This is a genomic window from Limosilactobacillus sp., assembly GCF_022482365.1.
Classification (GTDB): Bacteria; Bacillota; Bacilli; order Lactobacillales; family Lactobacillaceae; genus Limosilactobacillus.
In genome coordinates, this window is the sequence record NZ_JAKVPE010000001.1 from 592051 (window position 1) to 610375 (window position 18325).

Below are 18325 nucleotides of genomic sequence, written 5' to 3' on the forward strand. Positions count from 1 at the left end.
CTTTTTTACGTATTTATTATATAGGGGCCCGAAGCCACCTAATATATCAAAGGAGCTGTTGCTGAATGGCAAAATCAACCACTGATTACAAAGATGCCATCGTCAAGTGGAAAAATCTGACGCTGTTGGATGACCGAATGTTTGGAATGGTGATGCAGGACGACCAGCTTTGCCTGGCGCTGCTGCAGAGGATCTTTCCGCAGCTTGGAATCAAACAGGTCAAAAAGATTCCACTGCCCAATATTGCCGATGATGTGCGAGATTCGGGAGGGCCGCACTATGACGTCTACGTTCGCGATGACCAAAAACGAACCTTCATTCTGGAGTCGTTTTCTGCGGAGAAGAGCAATTACCCTTTAGAGGCGCGGATGCGATACTATTTAAGTACTATGGATCCGGACATGCAAAATTTATGCGAAGCCAATAGTGAGCCGCATATTCACCCCCTTTACATCGTCTTTTTTTGCGACTTCGATTATTTTGGCAACAATTCTCCAGTATACAAATTTGAATTGCGGTGCATCGAAGATCCCTCCTTACTAGCAGGAGACGAAAACCATTTCCGGTTCTTTAATGCTCAAGCAACGAATTTAAGCGATCACCCAGAGTTAAAGGGACTTTTTAAGCTAATGCACAATCAAACTCAACCCGGGGATGCACTCGCGGAACAAATTATCCAAAAGATGGCACAAATCAAGCAGGATCCAGAAAGGCGGCAACAATTTATGAAATATGAAGCAGATTTAGCAGATGCCGAAAGAAAAGGTAAAGAAATCGGCTTGGAGAAGGGCATTCGCCTAGCAACCAAAATGCTGATTAACCTCCAGCTTAATGACGGAATCATCATTCGTCAGCTCATGGAAACCTACGACATTTCAGGCACTGACGCGCACCACCATTTGGAAGAGGCACGAAAATAAGAGTTAAGGCAGCCGTGATTTAATTCATAGCTGCCTTTTATATCCCCTAAAATAAAGCATCATCAATATAAAAATCTAGGCTAAATCAATTAGCGCTTTGTTAACGTTAATTGTTGGCATAACGTAGCCTGGGTACTCGTTTGATCCGGCGGTCAGCATCGTAATGATCGTCCGCACGTATGGAAACAGAATAGCAAGGGCATTGCTATTAACAAGTGTATCTAAATTGGTTTTAGCCTTATCTTGAGCAGCAAGATAGGTAAAACTGCCCGTAACCGAACATCGTGCTTCAAAGGGCACCCGCTTGTCTGTCAGCGATCCGACAGTCACCGATAAAGTCAGTTCAATTTTATTTTCCTTAATCTGAACACTGGTTTTCAATCGTGGCTTAATTACTACCTGTTCACTGGAATCCGTAAAGTTCTCATTTCGATTGTATTCCATCGCGTTTACCCGGTACGTATTAAATTGTAAAGCTGTCATTTTATGCGAATCCTCCTCGTTTTTCATTTGGCCGAAACTCTTGTAAATTTTCTGTGCTGTCGTAGGCATAGAGGTGATTATTAACATCATAATCACCACTTGGTTCTAACGTCGATTGGGTGTCCTTCAAAGAAGCAAGGAAGGCATGCGGATCGTGGCGAACCATTCGGAAAAGGACATCCTGATACTTGGTTTGGACCCGATGATTATTCTCGATCTGGGTCAACGCTGAAGAACTGATGCCCAACGCATCCGCAAATTTTCTAATTGGCAATCCTAATTGTTTACGCAGTTGCCGAATTTCGTCCGGCAACAAATACCCCTTCCTAACACGATAGACATTGAATCCCCTGCGAACATTTTCCATCGGATCATTAAAATCACCCCAAAGTTCACCCCGCGGATCTTCCCAGTAGTGGTTAACAACCAGAACATCCTTTTCATCTTTAATATCAATCTTTTCCGGGAGCCATTTCTCTTCATAAAGTTCGGTAGCTCCTAACTCCGGGTTATAAAGATTTACCGTAGTCATGTTTAATCACCCCTTCTTATTTTGGCGATACGGTCACAGTTTTCACATCCAAACTCTTTCAAGAATTATGATATCATCTTTGTGTCTCGTGAGATACAAATATGATTTAGAAGACAAATTAATCCCCTATCATATATAGACGGAAGAATTTGAATTTTGTATTAAAAAAGCCAGCGCAATTTTCAACCGCGCTGGTTTTTCTTCTAGTTAATTCTGATCATCACTACTGCTTTCGGCATTCTTAATCGAGCTCATGTAAGCCTCTTCGGGCTGCAGCTGGCTGACGTAGCCATCAACCTCGTTCTTCTGGTCCTGCGTGACATAGTAATCTTTCTCCAGCCGGGCCAGACTAATCGTCCGCGTCCGCATGTGACCCTCAGCAACGCTCTCGCCCGGGATCCACTGCTTATAGGTCACCTGGTCACCGTTGACTTTGTAGTAGAGATAGCTGGTTGGGTCACCGTTGGCCGTCAGGAAACTGTAGCCAGCCAGACTGCCTTTCGAGCTTCCCGAGCCATACTTGCCGGCGTCCTCACCATAGTACATCTCGTTGTCCTGGATGCCGCCCTTGAACCAGTCCGGACTGGCCAGCAGAGCAACAAGGACTCCCGCCGTCTTGTTGTCTACCTGGGTTGCTTGCGACGAATTCTTCGCCTGAGCAGAACTGGCCGAAGCAGCGGCCATGGAACTGCTCTCCTTGGCGACCTTGCCTGATTTGGTGGCCGAACCGTGCTGGCCGCTCTGCGCCTGACTGCCACATCCCGCCAGGCTCAGCACTGCCATCAGGGCAGCCATCCCCGTTATCATTTTCTTCAATGAACTCACCTACTATTTTACAAATTTCCAATTTGATTTTACCGCAAATTTTCCCGGGCTCGTGGCTGAATTAAAATTTTAAACCTTCGCTGAAAGTTGTGGCCGCTAGCTGAAATCTAGGCCATAGCAACAAACAAAAGAAGTATAATAAGAGCCGTAACGACACTATCTTAGGGGGAGATTTGAAAATGTCTAAGGAACACAAGAAGCTCTATAAGGCCGGTAAAAACTGGCTGACGGCGACAATCACGGTTGCTGCGATGATGCTGGCCGGGGGGATGGCCACGCAAAGCGTCAAGGCTGACACGACGACTACAAGCGCTGACACCCAACTAGTTCAGGCTCAACAGCCGACCGCTAGTCAGGATGATGCAGATGGCAACCAAAGCGCTGACACGCAGAGCACGCAGCAGGATCAAACGACGACCACCAGCCAAACTGTCACTGACCAAAAGACGAGCACCAGCGATCTGACGGTTTCCCAGGCGAAGGCCAACGCCGGCAACCAATGGACCCATTTTGACCAGGGCTGGTCTTACACCGATGGTCAGGGTAACTGGGTCTACAACCAGTGGCAACGGATCAATAATAATTGGTACTACTTCAATGACGGTGGCTACGCCCAAACCGGCTGGTACAAGTCCGGTGCCGGCAACTGGTACCACTTCGATGACCAGAATGCCTGGGCCAATACCGGTTGGCAAAACATCAACAATAACTGGTACTACTTTGACAACCAAAATGCCTGGGCACTGACTGGCTGGCAAAAGATTAACAACCACTGGTACTACTTCGACCCGACCAACGCCTGGGCCGATCGCGGCTGGTTCCAATCGGGTGCCGGCAATTGGTTCTACTTTGATAACCAAAACGCCTGGGCCCTGACCGGCTGGCAAAAGATTAACAATCGCTGGTACTACTTCGACCCGACGAATGCCTGGGCTGACCGTGGCTGGTTCAAGTCCGGCACCAACTGGTATTACTTCGACAACCAGAATGCCTGGGCCCTGACCGGCTGGCAAAGGATTAATAATCGCTGGTACTACTTCGACCAAACCAACGCCTGGGCGCTCAAGGGCTGGCAGAAGATTAATAACCAGTGGTACTACTTTGACAATGACAACGTCTGGATGGTAACCGGTACGCAGGCGATCGGTGACAAGACTTACACCTTCAATGACAATGGGCAGTGGACCGGTGAGTCTTGGGACAACAGCGATCAGTCGGACCAGAATACTTCGTCCGATAATAACCAATCGAACAATGATCAACAAAACCAAGATAATAATCAGGACAGCTCTCAGCAAAATCAAGGCAATAACGACCAGGACAACACTAACCAAGATCAAAACGATGATCAGGCTGCCAAAATCGCTGCGGCACAGAAGCAGGTTGATGCAGCGGAAGCCAAATACCAAGCCGCTAGTGACCGGGTTGATGCTGACTGGGGTAAAGTAAACGACGCCCAAAGCCAAGTTTCTACTGACCAAGATGCATTTGATCAGGCTAAGGAGGACCTTGAAGGCATTCAAACCGAAAACAAGCTAACGGCACCGCAAGAGTGGATCAATGCTTGGAAGGGCATCCTAAGTAAGGAAAAGAACGTTTCATTCCTTTCCAACAAAGATCAGACAATTGCTTCTGAGTACCAAGCCCTGTTGAGCACCAATCAAAAGGGGCGCGATATGAACTTTAATTCATGGAAAGACAATCCAAATGATAAAAAGATCCCGGTCACGTTTAATGCTGACAGTACTTTATCAGAGCATGACGCAACAATTGCCACCCAGTATGCCGCCCACTTACTCAACCAGATGCGTGCTCAACTGGGTACGCCACTGTATCAAATTACTAAGGGGTCGGTGGCAATTTCACAGGAAACCGCTAAGCTTTATCTGAAGGATAACTGGAGCATTTGGAATAAACATAATCATGATTTTAATGAACTAAATACTGTCCTGCCTAAGGAATGGGGCGTCAACTATGTGTGCGAGTCGCTCTATGGAGGTTACGAGAAAGTAAATAATCTTAACGATCTCAAACGACTGGTCTATGATGCTGTAGTTTATCTGCTCTTTGAAGGTGACCACTCGGATTCACAGTTTGGCCATGCTACGGACCTCCTCGGAATTCGGTTAAACAGTGACTTGAATTACTTAGTCCAAGGTGAAGTTTTAGGTGTCTCCGTTGATTCCAAGAATGGACTCGAGGTTCACTTTAATTCCATCGCCAATCCAAATGGCAGCCGGGTCAAGCAACAGGTCCAGATGGGAATTGTGCCTGAGGAGGCTAACCCATCGAGCAAGATCAACCAGTCTCCATACAACGAAGAGATTTCGATCCCTGATTATAAAACTAATCCGGCAGATATCCCATCGTACAAGCAGGCCTTTACAGACGCGCAAAATAAGCTAACTGCTTCGCAAAACAGCTTAAAGGCCGCAAAGGACCAACTCCAAAAGGATCAGGACAGTTACTCTGCTACTGAGGACGAGCTCAATCATTACATCTCCGTCTGGAACTCACTGCAATGAGTAAGCTGAATCTCAACATATACTAAAAGCACCGGAATTTTCCGATGCTTTTTTTGATTTCTGTCTCTTCACCAATCGACAAGCATTTTCAGCCTTTAATACCCGATAAACCTATAGATTTCTGCAACTCTTACGTAAATTTACGGATTTATCGGGTATGTTTTTTGTTAAATTGCCATAAAATAAGTCGGCTAATGAATCGAAATCCATTGGCCGACTTGTTTAGTTGCAAAAGGTAAAACAGCATTTTGACTAGTGAGCAGTATCAGTTCGCAAAATGCATTCCCTTCGTCTATTCATTTACAAACACATTATTATTTTTCATAATATCATCAAACCCTGAAACATCAGCAGTACCAGCTTTTAAGCCTTCAAGTGCCGTGTTGATGGTTTGATTCTTCAGCTTAACTTTATGAGTAACATCGTTTAACACGTAATAAAATCTAGCATTGTCTCTTACCGGTGACGTTACCCGGACATCAAAATTAAAGGCCTTTGCATAGTTGAGATCATTTGGTCGCGCTGAAGTCTTAATCAGCCGTTCCATCCCCGATTTGCTTGGAATTGAAAAGTCAAAGTGGGATGATATTCCGTTTTCAGTGGCAATTTCGACATTGGGAGTATACAAGATTTCTTTCTTTAATAAGAAATCTTCAATAATATCGTTAAATGCTTCTTTAACATTCCCCTTACTCAGATAAGAAATATCATTGATCCGCATAATTGCCTGCAACAGGCGATTCTTCGCTACGGGAAATTTATCCAGCGAAGTTTTAATTAGTAAAGTCTCGTCTTCTCTACTAACTCCAAAATCATTTAGAGCATTAGTGTAGACTCGCCAAGCAACTTTAGAGCGGCGATCAAGACGGATTCCCGTATCCTCGAGGTTGGCAATTGTGTAACCAAAATCTGATACCTCTATTTTATCTTTCGACAAAAAACGAGCATACAAATTGATATTATCGAAATTGGTATCGATAAAGGGAGTGCTGATGGAAACATAATTGTCTTCAATATTCTTAAACACTAAATCGTCTTTTAACCACTTATAATAACTATTTTCGAGTAAAGAAGCGTTGTCCAAAGCACTCACCTCCTGGCTTTCTTTATATTTGTATAGCTGATAAACTCATCAAGTCCATCTTTTATCTTTTTAATGTTCTTAAATTCATTAATACTGCCAATAGGAATGACATTCTTTGAAACATATTTCCCTGCTGGCGAATTAATATGAGCATGTGAACCTAAGATAACAACTTCATTTTTAGTACCGTAATTATTAGTATGCCGCAGATCATCCCCAAAATCTATTCTTATCAAGTGCACCTTGTTTTCTACAAACATAAGGCCAACTGAAAATTTAGTGATAATGGGCGTAGAATGAACTTGAAACTGATATATTATCCCTCGTTTATTATCTTTTACCGAACATCGATAGGTATGGGAAGACAGTACTAGCGTCTGCTGTATCTGGTTAATAATATCTTGATACTTTAAAGTATTTATCGGATTCTTCTCAGCGTCAATCAATAAGTTAATTTCGTTTTCGTTAAGATTATTTATATCCATTTTACCCTTTATGCTTTCGTATAGTTCATTATACATTAAGACGCTTACCCTTGATTAAATTATGAATCCCCGAATTTTCTTCTAAGATTACTTAATTATCAAACTGGTAAGAAGGCCTATTTTACCCTTCACCCTTTAAATACGTAAAAAGTAGCAAATTTAACTTTTAAAATTAATATTATTGAGATAACTTATCGACTCATTCACCATCCTGATGATGTTTCTTTCCGAATGGCAGGAAGGCCAGCAAGGCGCCAAGTGCGAGGGCTACTAACGCAAAGGCCGACAAATGCTGCGGGCGATTGCCGGTTTGGGGCAGCTTATTCTGGTCAGTCGAAAGCTTGCCATCGATCGAACTACTGGTCGAACTAACTGTTGAGCTGTCAGTTACGGTTAAAGAAGGCGTGCCGCTGACTGGGCTGACGGCAAAAGCGTTGGTTGAAGATGAGGACAAGGAAGAGAATGGAAGTACCAAACTCTCTGATTGACTCTGCGAACTTTCAATCGAATGCGAATAACTGATTGAAGTTGAAGCCGATGCATTTACGGAGTTGCTGGTTAACGTTGACGTGCTTTGTGTTGGCGAAGCAGCTGCGTTGCTGTAGTGACCTGATAGCGACGGCGGTAATGCGCTCTCGCTATCTAGCGACCCGCTGTTGGAATCACTGGCAGAGAATGAGGCGCTGGCTGATTCACTCACCGAAGTCGGAGCATGGTCGCTACTCGATGCTGAGATGCTTACGGAGCCGCTCTCCGATGCCGGCTGGCTTTCAGAAGTGCTGTCAGATGTGCTGACTGGCTGGGAAGTGCTACTACTGGTCGAAAGCGATTCACTCTGAGAGGCGCTCTCAGATGTTGGCAAGCTTTCAGAATCACTGGCAGAGAACGAGTTGCTGCCAGATTCACTCACCGAAGCAGAAGGATGGTTACTACTCGATGTCAAAACACTCAGGGAGCCGCTCTCCGATACCGGCTGACTTTGAGAAGTGCTGGTTGAGAACGAAATACTATCAGACGTGCTTACTGGCCGAGATGTGCTACTACTGGTCGAAAGCGACTCGCTCTGAGAAGTGCTCCGGGATGCTGAAGAGCTCTCTGAATCGCTAGTTGAAAATGAACTGCTCTCAGACATGCTGACTGACAGAGAATCGCTGCCGCTAGTCGATGCCGAGGCACTTTGCGAAACGCTCTCTGATGTCGACTGACTTTGGGAATCACTAGTTGACTCTGAAACGCTGCTGCTAGCCGAACCTGAGACGCTGGCGGCTGTGCTTACCGACGTCGACGCGCTCATGCTGGCTGAACCAGACGTGCTTAAGGATTCGTTTTCACTGAACGAGCTGCTCTGGGCCGTACTTTCGCTTGTGCTTGCGGAAATTAGCTCACTCGCACTTGCACTTTCGGAAGATGAGGCACTCGTGCTTTCAGAGTTTGAATCACTATTGCTTGTGCTATCCGTTGTGCTGGTCGTATTTGAGGTCGGATTGTTACCGCTGCTTGAGCTAGCAGAATTACCAGACGAATGCTGCTCATCAACATTCAGCGTTGAGCTGCCGCCCTTCGCCGAGAGCTCAAGCTGCGACGATGCCGAACCGTTTGGATCATCAAGCGTCGTGGTGAAGTAAATGTACATCGGCTGGTGGGACATGTCCGTTCCCCCGACCGTCAGCGCCCCACTATTGCTGATGCTGAAGTCACTCGTCGTTGAGTGGTCCTGGAAATACTTGGATAAATCATAACTGTAATTCGTGTAGGTATGATTAGTCGCATCGAGCGGGTTGCCGTTTGCATCCGTGATTTCATCATCACCGACCAGGTAGGCTTCAATCGAACTCTTGTCGACCGTTTGCCCCGGAAAATTAGCGGTGAATTGGAGGTCGCTCAGGTCGGCCTTGTTGTAGTCGATGTATAGCCCCCAAGCAACCTTATTCGTTCCCGAAATCTTCCCAAAGCAAACGTACTTAACGAGGGGATGCGACTCCTCATAGGATACCGTCGCCGGTGGCGTTAGATTAACCGCCGTCGTCAGCGAAATCGTTTCCCCGTCATGACTTATTGTGACCGGAACCTCAATCGTCTGATCGGCCGTGACAATTTCCTTTGGCTTTACGCTGATCGTGAAGCTAAAGCTGGCGTAGTCCTTATCCGCATTGGCTACAAACTCGTACGTGCCACCGCCCAACGAGGTAACCGTGTAATCATCAGTGGTGATTGGCGTCGTGTCGTAATCGAAGGTTGTTGAATCACCAACCTGGATCATATAAGTATCGCCCTGCTTAACATTCAAGAGCTTGGGGCTGGTGACGGTAATCTGGACCCAGCCATACCCGCCCACAACACCGTCGGTCGAGTCCGCATAGCTAGTCGACGCTGTCCAAGTCGAGCTGGCCTCGCTTTCCGCTTCGGTATTAGAAGCGGAAGAAGAAACCGACTGGGAGCTGATGACCGATTCCGCAGTTGAAGAACTCTGACTAGCCAGGCTAGCCGAGGTCGATTCCGTACTCTGTACAACTGAGGTGCTCTTTGAAGAGGTCGATTGCGATTCCTGACTTTGGCTCGTCGTACCCTGCTGACTCGAATCGCTGGTTGAAGCAATTGACGAGCTTGTTGACGTCAAGCTAGCTTGCGACGTGGAGGTAGCTCTGGGAAGAAGCGGAAGTGCTGTCCACGCTTAGAGAACCGCTAGTCGACTGGTTGCTAGTGGATTGTGAAGAAGTGCTGTCGGTTTCAGAAACACTGGTTGACCCCAGCTCCTGTAAACTCATGTCCACCGTTTCAGTGGCGGCCTGGACCGTCGTTGGGGCGGCGGCATCAATCACTCCGCCGACACCCAGAATTGTTGAAACCACGCCCAGACCCTTCAGATAGGAATTGAGCGTCCCTGAAAAACGATCGTCACCGAGCTCATCCGGATCAACTGCCGTGTCCTTTGCTTCGACCTTTTTTGAAAAATGCAAGATACTAAAGAAGCGCGTTAAACAGCTTACCCAGCCCTGATGAGTCTTATACATTTTAACCTTGCTGTACTTTTCCTTGTGGTTCTCTTTTCTTGCCATTTTCTTTCACCCCTTGTAACCGTGACTGGTTTATCATTGGATATGTGAATGTACAATTACGTGCATTTAAATAAGAAGTTTTGTTGCACATATAATAAACCACTATCACTTTGTCAGTTGATATTCCTCCTTAGTTTTTCAAACACTTAAGGAATTAATTACAGAATATACTCATTTACTGTCCTGATAGTAGCATGCGCTCCATTCAATAAACGGGCTTTACGCTGTTCTAGTAGCATCGGTGCTTTCTGTTTTCGCAGATCACTGTTTATCATCCGATCGTCAAGAGATCGTCAAAGAATGTTCATAATTTGTTTTTTAAAAATTCAAAACTCCTGATATGATCGATCAACAAAAGTCGAATCATATCAGGAGTTTAGCTTTAATTAAAGTTATTATGGCATAATTACAAATTATTGCCCATTCTTAGCGTACTTGGCTTCCACCGCGGCCTTCTCGTCTTTCCACCAATCTTCATGCTGGGTATACCAGTCAATCGTGTGCTGGAGGCCGGACTGGAAATCGGTGAACTCCGGCTCCCAGCCGAGCTCCGTCCGCAGCTTGGTGGCGTCGATGGCGTAACGGAGGTCGTGACCCGGGCGATCCTTAACGTGATCATAGGCGTCCTTGGGTTGCCCCATCAGTTCTAGGATCATTTCCAGAACTTCCTTGTTGTTCTTCTCGCCATTGGCCCCGATCAGGTAGGTCTCACCAATCTTTCCCTTGGTCAAAATGTCCCAAACGGCGCGGGAGTGGTCATTGGTGTGGATCCAATCCCGGACGTTCTTGCCGGAACCGTAGAGCTTGGGCCGGATGCCACTCAGGATATTAGTGATTTGGCGCGGGATGAACTTCTCAATGTGCTGGTAAGGGCCGTAGTTGTTCGAGCAGTTCGAGATCGTGGCCCGCAAGCCGAACGAACGCACCCAGGCCCGGACAAGCAGGTCGGAACTGGCCTTCGAAGATGAATATGGACTGGACGGCCGGTATGGTGAATCCGGCGTAAACTTTTCACCAGGACCCTCGCCATGACCTGGCAGGTCTTCGCGCAGCGGCAGGTCGCCGTAAACCTCATCGGTTGAGATGTGATGGTAGCGAACGTCATACTTGCGACAGGCCTGGATGAGGGTGAAGGTCCCCTCAATGTTAGTCTTGATAAACGGCGTCGGGTCGATCAGCGAGTTGTCGTTGTGACTCTCGGCGGCGTAGTGCACCACGGCATCGGCCTGACTGACGAGCTTGTCAACTAGGTCCTTGTCGCAGATGTCGCCGACGACCAGCTTGACCCGGTCCTTCGGCAAGCCCGCGATGTTGGCCGGGTTCCCGGCATAGGTCAGCTTGTCCAGGACCGTGATGTGTTCAACTTCGGGATGGTACTTGACCAAGTAGTGGACGAAATTGGAGCCGATGAAGCCACAGCCCCCGGTAACGATAATGTTTTTGAAAGGTTTGTTGTTTTCCATTTTTGATTACTTTCCTAAATTTCAAGAATAAGTTAGCCACTGGACTCAAATAAATAATACTGACCAATTGATTATTGGTTGATGGAGCTGTGATATCTCTTGGTAGAAGGCCTTACGATAGATATCCATTGACGAATGTCCATTAAACATAGCTCGTGGATAGTGATTCATCCAATCATTAGTCGCTATGATCTGAGCACTACTATAGTTATTTATAGCTTCACCTTTGGTAATCTCCTTGCGGAGAAACCGGTTATTGATCTCATTGGATCCACGTTCCCAAGGGGAATACGGATCAGCATAGAAAACATGATCGTGAACTTGTGTTAACTCACTAAATTCTGAACCGTTGTCAGAGGTTATTGTCTTAAAAATGCGATAGTAAGCATCTGTGCCCATTTTCTGGCGCAAATTTATAAAGAACTGATTTACTGCATGCGCAGTTTTACCAGCAATTTTACTCGTGATATTAACTCGTGAAAGGCGATCAGTCATTACTAGTACAACACTGTCATTACCGTTTTTCTGTCCCTGAACTGTATCCAGTTCCCAATGGCCAATTTCGGACCGTTGGTCCGCAGTTTGAGGTCGTTGAGCAATATTAGGCCCTAAGCACCTTTTAGCTTGCGGATGAGTTTGATGATGCTTACGTTTAGGTTTTTCAAAGAGGTCTAAATTGGACGTACGAAGCACACCCTCATTAATCCATTGATATAAAGTTACAACCGACTTTGGGATCAGGGTGCCATCATTCATTAAATCTCGAGCCTTATAAATAACCGCTTGTGGGGAGTAATGGTGGTCGTCAAACTCACCAAGCATTAGCTGATCAGCTAATCGTAAAAATTGCTTTGAAGAATAATATAAGCGACGACGACCAGAATGGCGGTGATGTTCAAGATATGTGGCCTGACCAGCTTCATAACTATAGATGTAGTAAGAATATTCGTAAATCTTACCATTAGATTTTTGACGACGAAGTTGGCGGACCGTACCACGGTTGAGCTCGTTATTAATTGTTTGATGATTAACTCCTAATTGGCGACCAATTGCGCGATTGGAAAGTCCTTGCGACTTTAAAGTCGCAATCATCACACGTTCTTCTTTAGTAAGATGAGCATTCTTTTTATGAGTAGTCAATAAAATAGTAGACATGGTATCATTTAAGTGCGTCATTTGACGGACATCCTTTCATATAGGTTTGGTTCACTTAATATGATACCTGATGTCACGCCGAATGGCGTTTTTTATTTACCACCAACTGGGTGGCTAACTTCATTCTATAATCTACCAATACTTATGAATATACGTCCCTATTAAATATAGGAAAACAAAGTTGACAATCCCGTAACCACCGTCGCTAAGCGGAACCGCAGTAAAAAAGGTCGGCCAAACATAAAAGAAGAATAGGCCAATTCCCAAAAGGGCCCTAAAACTACTCTGCTTAATGTTACCTGTTACAACATTAAGGAACGGGATTGTTAAATATAAAATGCAGTAAATAACAACGAACCACTGACTGAACGAAGCCTCAATGATTCCAATCGCTAAATGAATACTAAATTGCCGCTTTTGCAAAGCCAAAACCGTTACTAGTGAAAGCAATAAACCCCAAAATATCATTATCAAAAACAATTTGGTAGATTATAGAATGAAGTTAGCCACCCAGTTGGTGGTAAATAAAAAACGCCATTCGGCGTGACATCAGGTATCATATTAAGTGAACCAAACCTATATGAAAGGATGTCCGTCAAATGACGCACTTAAATGATACCATGTCTACTATTTTATTGACTACTCATAAAAAGAATGCTCATCTTACTAAAGAAGAACGTGTGATGATTGCGACTTTAAAGTCGCAAGGACTTTCCAATCGCGCAATTGGTCGCCAATTAGGAGTTAATCATCAAACAATTAATAACGAGCTCAACCGTGGTACGGTCCGCCAACTTCGTCGTCAAAAATCTAATGGTAAGATTTACGAATATTCTTACTACATCTATAGTTATGAAGCTGGTCAGGCCACATATCTTGAACATCACCGCCATTCTGGTCGTCGTCGCTTATATTATTCTTCAAAGCAATTTTTACGATTAGCTGATCAGCTAATGCTTGGTGAGTTTGACGACCACCATTACTCCCCACAAGCGGTTATTTATAAGGCTCGAGATTTAATGAATGATGGCACCCTGATCCCAAAGTCGGTTGTAACTTTATATCAATGGATTAATGAGGGTGTGCTTCGTACGTCCAATTTAGACCTCTTTGAAAAACCTAAACGTAAGCATCATCAAACTCATCCGCAAGCTAAAAGGTGCTTAGGGCCTAATATTGCTCAACGACCTCAAACTGCGGACCAACGGTCCGAAATTGGCCATTGGGAACTGGATACAGTTCAGGGACAGAAAAACGGTAATGACAGTGTTGTACTAGTAATGACTGATCGCCTTTCACGAGTTAATATCACGAGTAAAATTGCTGGTAAAACTGCGCATGCAGTAAATCAGTTCTTTATAAATTTGCGCCAGAAAATGGGCACAGATGCTTACTATCGCATTTTTAAGACAATAACCTCTGACAACGGTTCAGAATTTAGTGAGTTAACACAAGTTCACGATCATGTTTTCTATGCTGATCCGTATTCCCCTTGGGAACGTGGATCCAATGAGATCAATAACCGGTTTCTCCGCAAGGAGATTACCAAAGGTGAAGCTATAAATAACTATAGTAGTGCTCAGATCATAGCGACTAATGATTGGATGAATCACTATCCACGAGCTATGTTTAATGGACATTCGTCAATGGATATCTATCGTAAGGCCTTCTACCAAGAGATATCACAGCTCCATCAACCAATAATCAATTGGTCAGTATTATTTATTTGAGTCCAGTGGCTAACTTATTCTTGAAATTTAGGAGGACTTTCCAATCGCGCAATTGGTCGCCAATTAGGAGTTAATCATCAAACAATTAATAACGAGCTCAACCGTGGTACGGTCCGCCAACTTCGTCGTCAAAAATCTAATGGTAAGATTTACGAATATTCTTACTACATCTATAGTTATGAAGCTGGTCAGGCCACATATCTTGAACATCACCGCCATTCTGGTCGTCGTCGCTTATATTATTCTTCAAAGCAATTTTTACGATTAGCTGATCAGCTAATGCTTGGTGAGTTTGACGACCACCATTACTCCCCACAAGCGGTTATTTATAAGGCTCGAGATTTAATGAATGATGGCACCCTGATCCCAAAGTCGGTTGTAACTTTATATCAATGGATTAATGAGGGTGTGCTTCGTACGTCCAATTTAGACCTCTTTGAAAAACCTAAACGTAAGCATCATCAAACTCATCCGCAAGCTAAAAGGTGCTTAGGGCCTAATATTGCTCAACGACCTCAAACTGCGGACCAACGGTCCGAAATTGGCCATTGGGAACTGGATACAGTTCAGGGACAGAAAAACGGTAATGACAGTGTTGTACTAGTAATGACTGATCGCCTTTCACGAGTTAATATCACGAGTAAAATTGCTGGTAAAACTGCGCATGCAGTAAATCAGTTCTTTATAAATTTGCGCCAGAAAATGGGCACAGATGCTTACTATCGCATTTTTAAGACAATAACCTCTGACAACGGTTCAGAATTTAGTGAGTTAACACAAGTTCACGATCATGTTTTCTATGCTGATCCGTATTCCCCTTGGGAACGTGGATCCAATGAGATCAATAACCGGTTTCTCCGCAAGGAGATTACCAAAGGTGAAGCTATAAATAACTATAGTAGTGCTCAGATCATAGCGACTAATGATTGGATGAATCACTATCCACGAGCTATGTTTAATGGACATTCGTCAATGGATATCTATCGTAAGGCCTTCTACCAAGAGATATCACAGCTCCATCAACCAATAATCAATTGGTCAGTATTATTTATTTGAGTCCAGTGGCTAACTTATTCTTGAAATTTAGGTCAAAAACAATTTAACGACCTTTGACAAATTAACTCTTGTCCGCTTGTAAGAGAAGTAACCCGTAATGATAACAAAGACGTTTACCGCAATAATACAAAGCGATTCGATGAAATGGCTCAAATAGTAATTAATGCTACCTGACTGAACATGGTCCAATGCACCGCCCATCCAACCATTGAGATAGTGCAGTACAATCACCATTAAGATAGCTACAATTCGCAATAATTCGATATTGCTTTGACGAACTTTACCTGTTTTTTCCAATTTTCCTTCTCCAATAACTTCTATTGCTTATCTTCCCAGACCTTCTCCAGCATCTGGTAGCGCAGGTCGCCCACCAGGCTGACCTGGTAGTCAGCACCCTTCAGCTCCGTGGCATCCCCGACACCGATCGTCGTCAACCCGGCCGCCGTGGCCTGCCCCAGGTCCGTCGGCTTCGTCACGACGGCAATGCTGCCAGCGGCCGACACGTCCAGCTGGTCCACCAGGGCCGTGTATGGGTTGTCATCCGCATCATCCTTTGGCCCCACCAGGTCTACGTAGCCGTCCAGCTTGACCTGCTTGATCAGGTCCGCCGCGTGCCCATCCAGGTCGTGGATTCCCACCTTGACGTAGTGGTCATAGAGGCTGATCACCAGCTGTTGGGCGTTCGGCAGCAGCTTGCTTTCGTCCACCGTTGCCAGAGTCTTCTCGTAGAACTTGTCCTGCTCGGCCAGGATTTCCTGGCGCTCCGCAGCCGTGGCTGTCTGCTTGAAGTGAGCCAAGACGGCATCCAATACCTGGTCACGACTCTGGCCCTTCAGCCTCGCCGCCATCTTGCCCGGCAAGCCCATGCCGTACTCGTACATGGCCAGGTCGCGCCAGGCTGCGAACTGCAGCTGGTCGACGTCGACAATAATGTTATTTACGTTTAGGATTGCACCCTTCATCTACTCTTCCTCCTGATTCTCATCAACAATTTCGATGATTGCGTCCAAGTATTCCGTCAGCAGCTGGCCATCCAGCGATGACAGCTCCTCCAGGTCCAGTGCCGCTAGCTGTTGGACCTCCATCTTGAGCAGGCGCGGGAAGCTGTTCAGCGGGATCACGGCGCGCAGCTCGTGGGCGTCCAGTTCCTCCACGGCATCGAGGGCGTCCTCCCTGGTCTCCACCAGCGTCTGGACGTAGAGATTATACATCTGTGGAAGACCCAGGGCATCCGCCACCATAATTTGCTTGCGGGACTCCATGAAGTGCTGGTGCCAGGTCTGCATCTTCTGCCAGTAGCTGGCGTAGAGCCGCTCGCTGTCCTCATCCGCCCAGGTCACGCCGGGCCGGTTGAGGTGCTTCCACTGGTCGAGCATCGTCAGGTAGAGCGACTCCTCACGCGTCAATTCATCCTCGTGACTGGCGTGAATAAAGTCACTCAGGTCGGTAATCATCTGTTGGTTATCTGTCATTTATTCTTCTCCGTGACTAAAGTATTGTGCGGCCTTGATGGCCTGTTGCCAGCCGGCATAGAGCTGACCGGCGCGCTGAGGTGCCATCAGTGGCTGGAATTCGTCGCCGATCTTGGAAAGCTTGCGCAGCTCGTCCGTGTTGTTCCAAAAGTCGACGGCTAAACCGGCCAAGAAGGCGGCGCCCAGCGCGGTCGTCTCCTCCATCTCGGCCCGTTTGATCGGCGTCTGCAGAATATCGGCCTGAAACTGCATCAGAAAGTCATTCCGCGAAGCCCCGCCGTTAACCGTCAGCGCCGACAGCGGCAGCTTGGTGTCCTTGACCATCGTATCGACCACGTCCCGCGTCTGATAAGCGATCGACTCCAGGGTGGCGCGGATGATCTGTCCCCGCTCGGTCCCCCGGGTCAGGCCAAACATGGCACCACGGACCTCCTGATCCCAGTACGGCGCCCCCAGCCCGGTGAAGGCCGGCACGACGTAGACGCCGCCGGTCGACTTGGCGTCGAGGGCCAGCTTCTCCGATTCGCTGGCGTGGGCGAAGAATTTCAGCCCATCCCGCAGCCACTGGACCGCGGACCCGGCGACGAAGATGCTGCCTTCCAGGGCGTAGTGGGTTTTGCCATCCAGCCCGTAGGCAATCGTCGTCAGCAGGCCGTTGTCGGACAGGGTCGGCTTTAACCCGGTGTTCATAACGATGAAGGCCCCGGTCCCGTAGGTGTTCTTCACCGAACCCTCGTCGTAGGCCGCCTGACCGAAGAGCGCCGCCTGCTGGTCCCCGGCGATTCCAGCGATCGGAATTTGGACCCCGTAAAAGGTAAAGTCACCGGTGTAGCCGAAGATGGCCGAGCTCTCCTTGACCTCGGGCAGGATCTGGCGTGGAATGTCGAGCAGGTCGAGGATGTCCTGGTCCCATTCGAGCTTGTGAATGTTGAAGAGCATCGTCCGGCTGGCGTTGGTGACGTCGGTCGCGTGGACCCGGCCCCCGGTCAGGTTCCAGAGCAGCCAGGTGTCGATCGTCCCGAAGAGCAGGTCGCCGCGCTCCGCCTTTTCGCGGGCGCCGGGAACCCGGTCGAGGATCCACTTGATCTTGGTGGCGGCGAAGTAGGAATCGATCACCAGCCCGGTCTTGTCGTGGATCATTTTCTTGTAGCCGTCATGGATCAGCTGCTCGGCGATCTCGCTAGTCTGCTTGGATTGCCAGACGATCGCGTGGTAGATCGGCTTGCCGGTGTGGCGATCCCAGATGACGGTTGTCTCCCGCTGGTTGGTGATCCCGATCGCCGCGATCTTGTAAGGTTTGATCTGGGTCTTGATCATCACGTCCGACATGACCTGCTGGACGCTGTCCCAGATCTCGGTGGCGTCGTGCTCGACCCAGCCCGGTTGTGGGAAGTACTGGGGGAATTCCTGCTGGCTCATTCCCACCTTATTGCCGTCGTGGTCGAAGATAATCGCCCGGGAGCTGGTCGTCCCCTCGTCGATTGCCATGATGTATTGTTGCTCGTTCACTTCACTCATCCTTTCGAAACAGCCGATCAA

16 protein-coding genes and 1 pseudogene are annotated in these 18325 nt (G+C 46.9%); 4 read left to right on the forward strand and 13 right to left on the reverse strand.

The features are described 5' to 3' along the window. The first annotated feature begins 65 nt into the window (after nt 1–65). Nucleotides 66–920 carry an Rpn family recombination-promoting nuclease/putative transposase gene (locus LKE23_RS02815; RefSeq protein ID WP_291977988.1) on the forward strand — a complete coding sequence of 285 codons (855 nt, stop codon included), beginning with the start codon at nt 66–68 and terminating at the stop codon, nt 918–920. A gap of 75 nt (nt 921–995) precedes the next feature. Here the strand turns inward: LKE23_RS02815 and LKE23_RS02820 are convergent, their stop codons facing one another. The 3 genes from LKE23_RS02820 to LKE23_RS02830 form a co-directional block, all read right to left on the reverse strand. Then, the gene (locus LKE23_RS02820) at nt 996–1403 is read right to left on the reverse strand and encodes a protein-export chaperone SecB (RefSeq protein ID WP_291977989.1); all 408 of its coding nucleotides are present in this window, start codon (nt 1401–1403) and stop codon (nt 996–998) included. Between the two features lies 1 nt (nt 1404). Continuing rightward, the gene (locus LKE23_RS02825) at nt 1405–1935 is read right to left on the reverse strand and encodes a helix-turn-helix domain-containing protein (RefSeq protein WP_291977990.1); all 531 of its coding nucleotides are present in this window, start codon (nt 1933–1935) and stop codon (nt 1405–1407) included. Nucleotides 1936–2142: 207 nt separating this feature from the next. Then, on the reverse strand, nt 2143–2742 hold the full coding sequence (locus LKE23_RS02830; protein ID WP_291978310.1) for an Lreu_0056 family protein: 600 nt from the start codon (nt 2740–2742) through the stop codon (nt 2143–2145). Nucleotides 2743–2939: 197 nt separating this feature from the next. On the opposite strand from LKE23_RS02830, the gene LKE23_RS02835 reads away from it, so the two are divergent. Further along, nucleotides 2940–5285 carry an SEC10/PgrA surface exclusion domain-containing protein gene (locus LKE23_RS02835; protein ID WP_291977991.1) on the forward strand — a complete coding sequence of 782 codons (2346 nt, stop codon included), beginning with the start codon at nt 2940–2942 and terminating at the stop codon, nt 5283–5285. Nucleotides 5286–5577: 292 nt separating this feature from the next. Here the strand turns inward: LKE23_RS02835 and LKE23_RS02840 are convergent, their stop codons facing one another. From LKE23_RS02840 to LKE23_RS02865, 6 genes are all read right to left on the reverse strand, one after another. Further along, nucleotides 5578–6369, reverse strand: coding sequence for a DUF1828 domain-containing protein (locus tag LKE23_RS02840; RefSeq protein WP_291977992.1), 792 nt, complete (start codon nt 6367–6369; stop codon nt 5578–5580). Between the two features lie 5 nt (nt 6370–6374). Beyond that, a complete protein-coding gene (locus LKE23_RS02845) occupies nt 6375–6890 on the reverse strand; it encodes a DUF6978 family protein (protein WP_291977993.1) in 516 nt (171 codons plus the stop codon). Nucleotides 6891–7053: 163 nt separating this feature from the next. Then, the gene (locus tag LKE23_RS02850) at nt 7054–9471 is read right to left on the reverse strand and encodes a hypothetical protein (protein ID WP_291977994.1); all 2418 of its coding nucleotides are present in this window, start codon (nt 9469–9471) and stop codon (nt 7054–7056) included. Between the two features lies 1 nt (nt 9472). Continuing rightward, a complete protein-coding gene (locus LKE23_RS02855; protein WP_291977995.1) occupies nt 9473–9910 on the reverse strand; it encodes a serine-rich glycoprotein adhesin in 438 nt (145 codons plus the stop codon). Nucleotides 9911–10323: 413 nt separating this feature from the next. After that, nucleotides 10324–11373: a dTDP-glucose 4,6-dehydratase gene (gene rfbB / locus LKE23_RS02860; RefSeq protein WP_291977996.1), complete on the reverse strand. Its 1050-nt coding sequence runs from the start codon at nt 11371–11373 to the stop codon at nt 10324–10326. Between the two features lie 45 nt (nt 11374–11418). Next, nucleotides 11419–12549 carry an IS30 family transposase gene (locus tag LKE23_RS02865; RefSeq protein ID WP_291976173.1) on the reverse strand — a complete coding sequence of 377 codons (1131 nt, stop codon included), beginning with the start codon at nt 12547–12549 and terminating at the stop codon, nt 11419–11421. Nucleotides 12550–13127: 578 nt separating this feature from the next. Between LKE23_RS02865 and LKE23_RS02870 the strand changes: the two genes are divergently transcribed. Further along, nucleotides 13128–14258 carry an IS30 family transposase gene (locus tag LKE23_RS02870; protein WP_291976173.1) on the forward strand — a complete coding sequence of 377 codons (1131 nt, stop codon included), beginning with the start codon at nt 13128–13130 and terminating at the stop codon, nt 14256–14258. 33 nt (nt 14259–14291) lie between these two features. Then, a pseudogene (locus tag LKE23_RS02875) lies at nt 14292–15314 on the forward strand (IS30 family transposase); the annotation flags it as partial. Nucleotides 15315–15341: 27 nt separating this feature from the next. On the opposite strand, the gene LKE23_RS02880 reads toward LKE23_RS02875, so the two are convergent. The 4 genes from LKE23_RS02880 to glpK are packed head-to-tail and all read right to left on the reverse strand — an operon-like array spanning nt 15342 to nt 18295. Beyond that, on the reverse strand, nt 15342–15611 hold the full coding sequence (locus LKE23_RS02880) for an acyltransferase family protein (RefSeq protein WP_291977997.1): 270 nt from the start codon (nt 15609–15611) through the stop codon (nt 15342–15344). A 20-nt stretch (nt 15612–15631) separates the two neighbouring features. Continuing rightward, nucleotides 15632–16276, reverse strand: a complete 645-nt coding sequence (locus LKE23_RS02885) for an HAD hydrolase-like protein (RefSeq protein ID WP_291977998.1) — start codon at nt 16274–16276, stop codon at nt 15632–15634. Continuing rightward, nucleotides 16277–16786: a hypothetical protein gene (locus tag LKE23_RS02890; protein WP_291977999.1), complete on the reverse strand. Its 510-nt coding sequence runs from the start codon at nt 16784–16786 to the stop codon at nt 16277–16279. Continuing rightward, nucleotides 16787–18295 (reverse strand): glycerol kinase GlpK, encoded by a 1509-nt coding sequence (gene glpK / locus LKE23_RS02895; RefSeq protein ID WP_291978000.1) that lies wholly within the window; start codon nt 18293–18295, stop codon nt 16787–16789. Between the last annotated feature and the right edge of the window lie 30 nt (nt 18296–18325).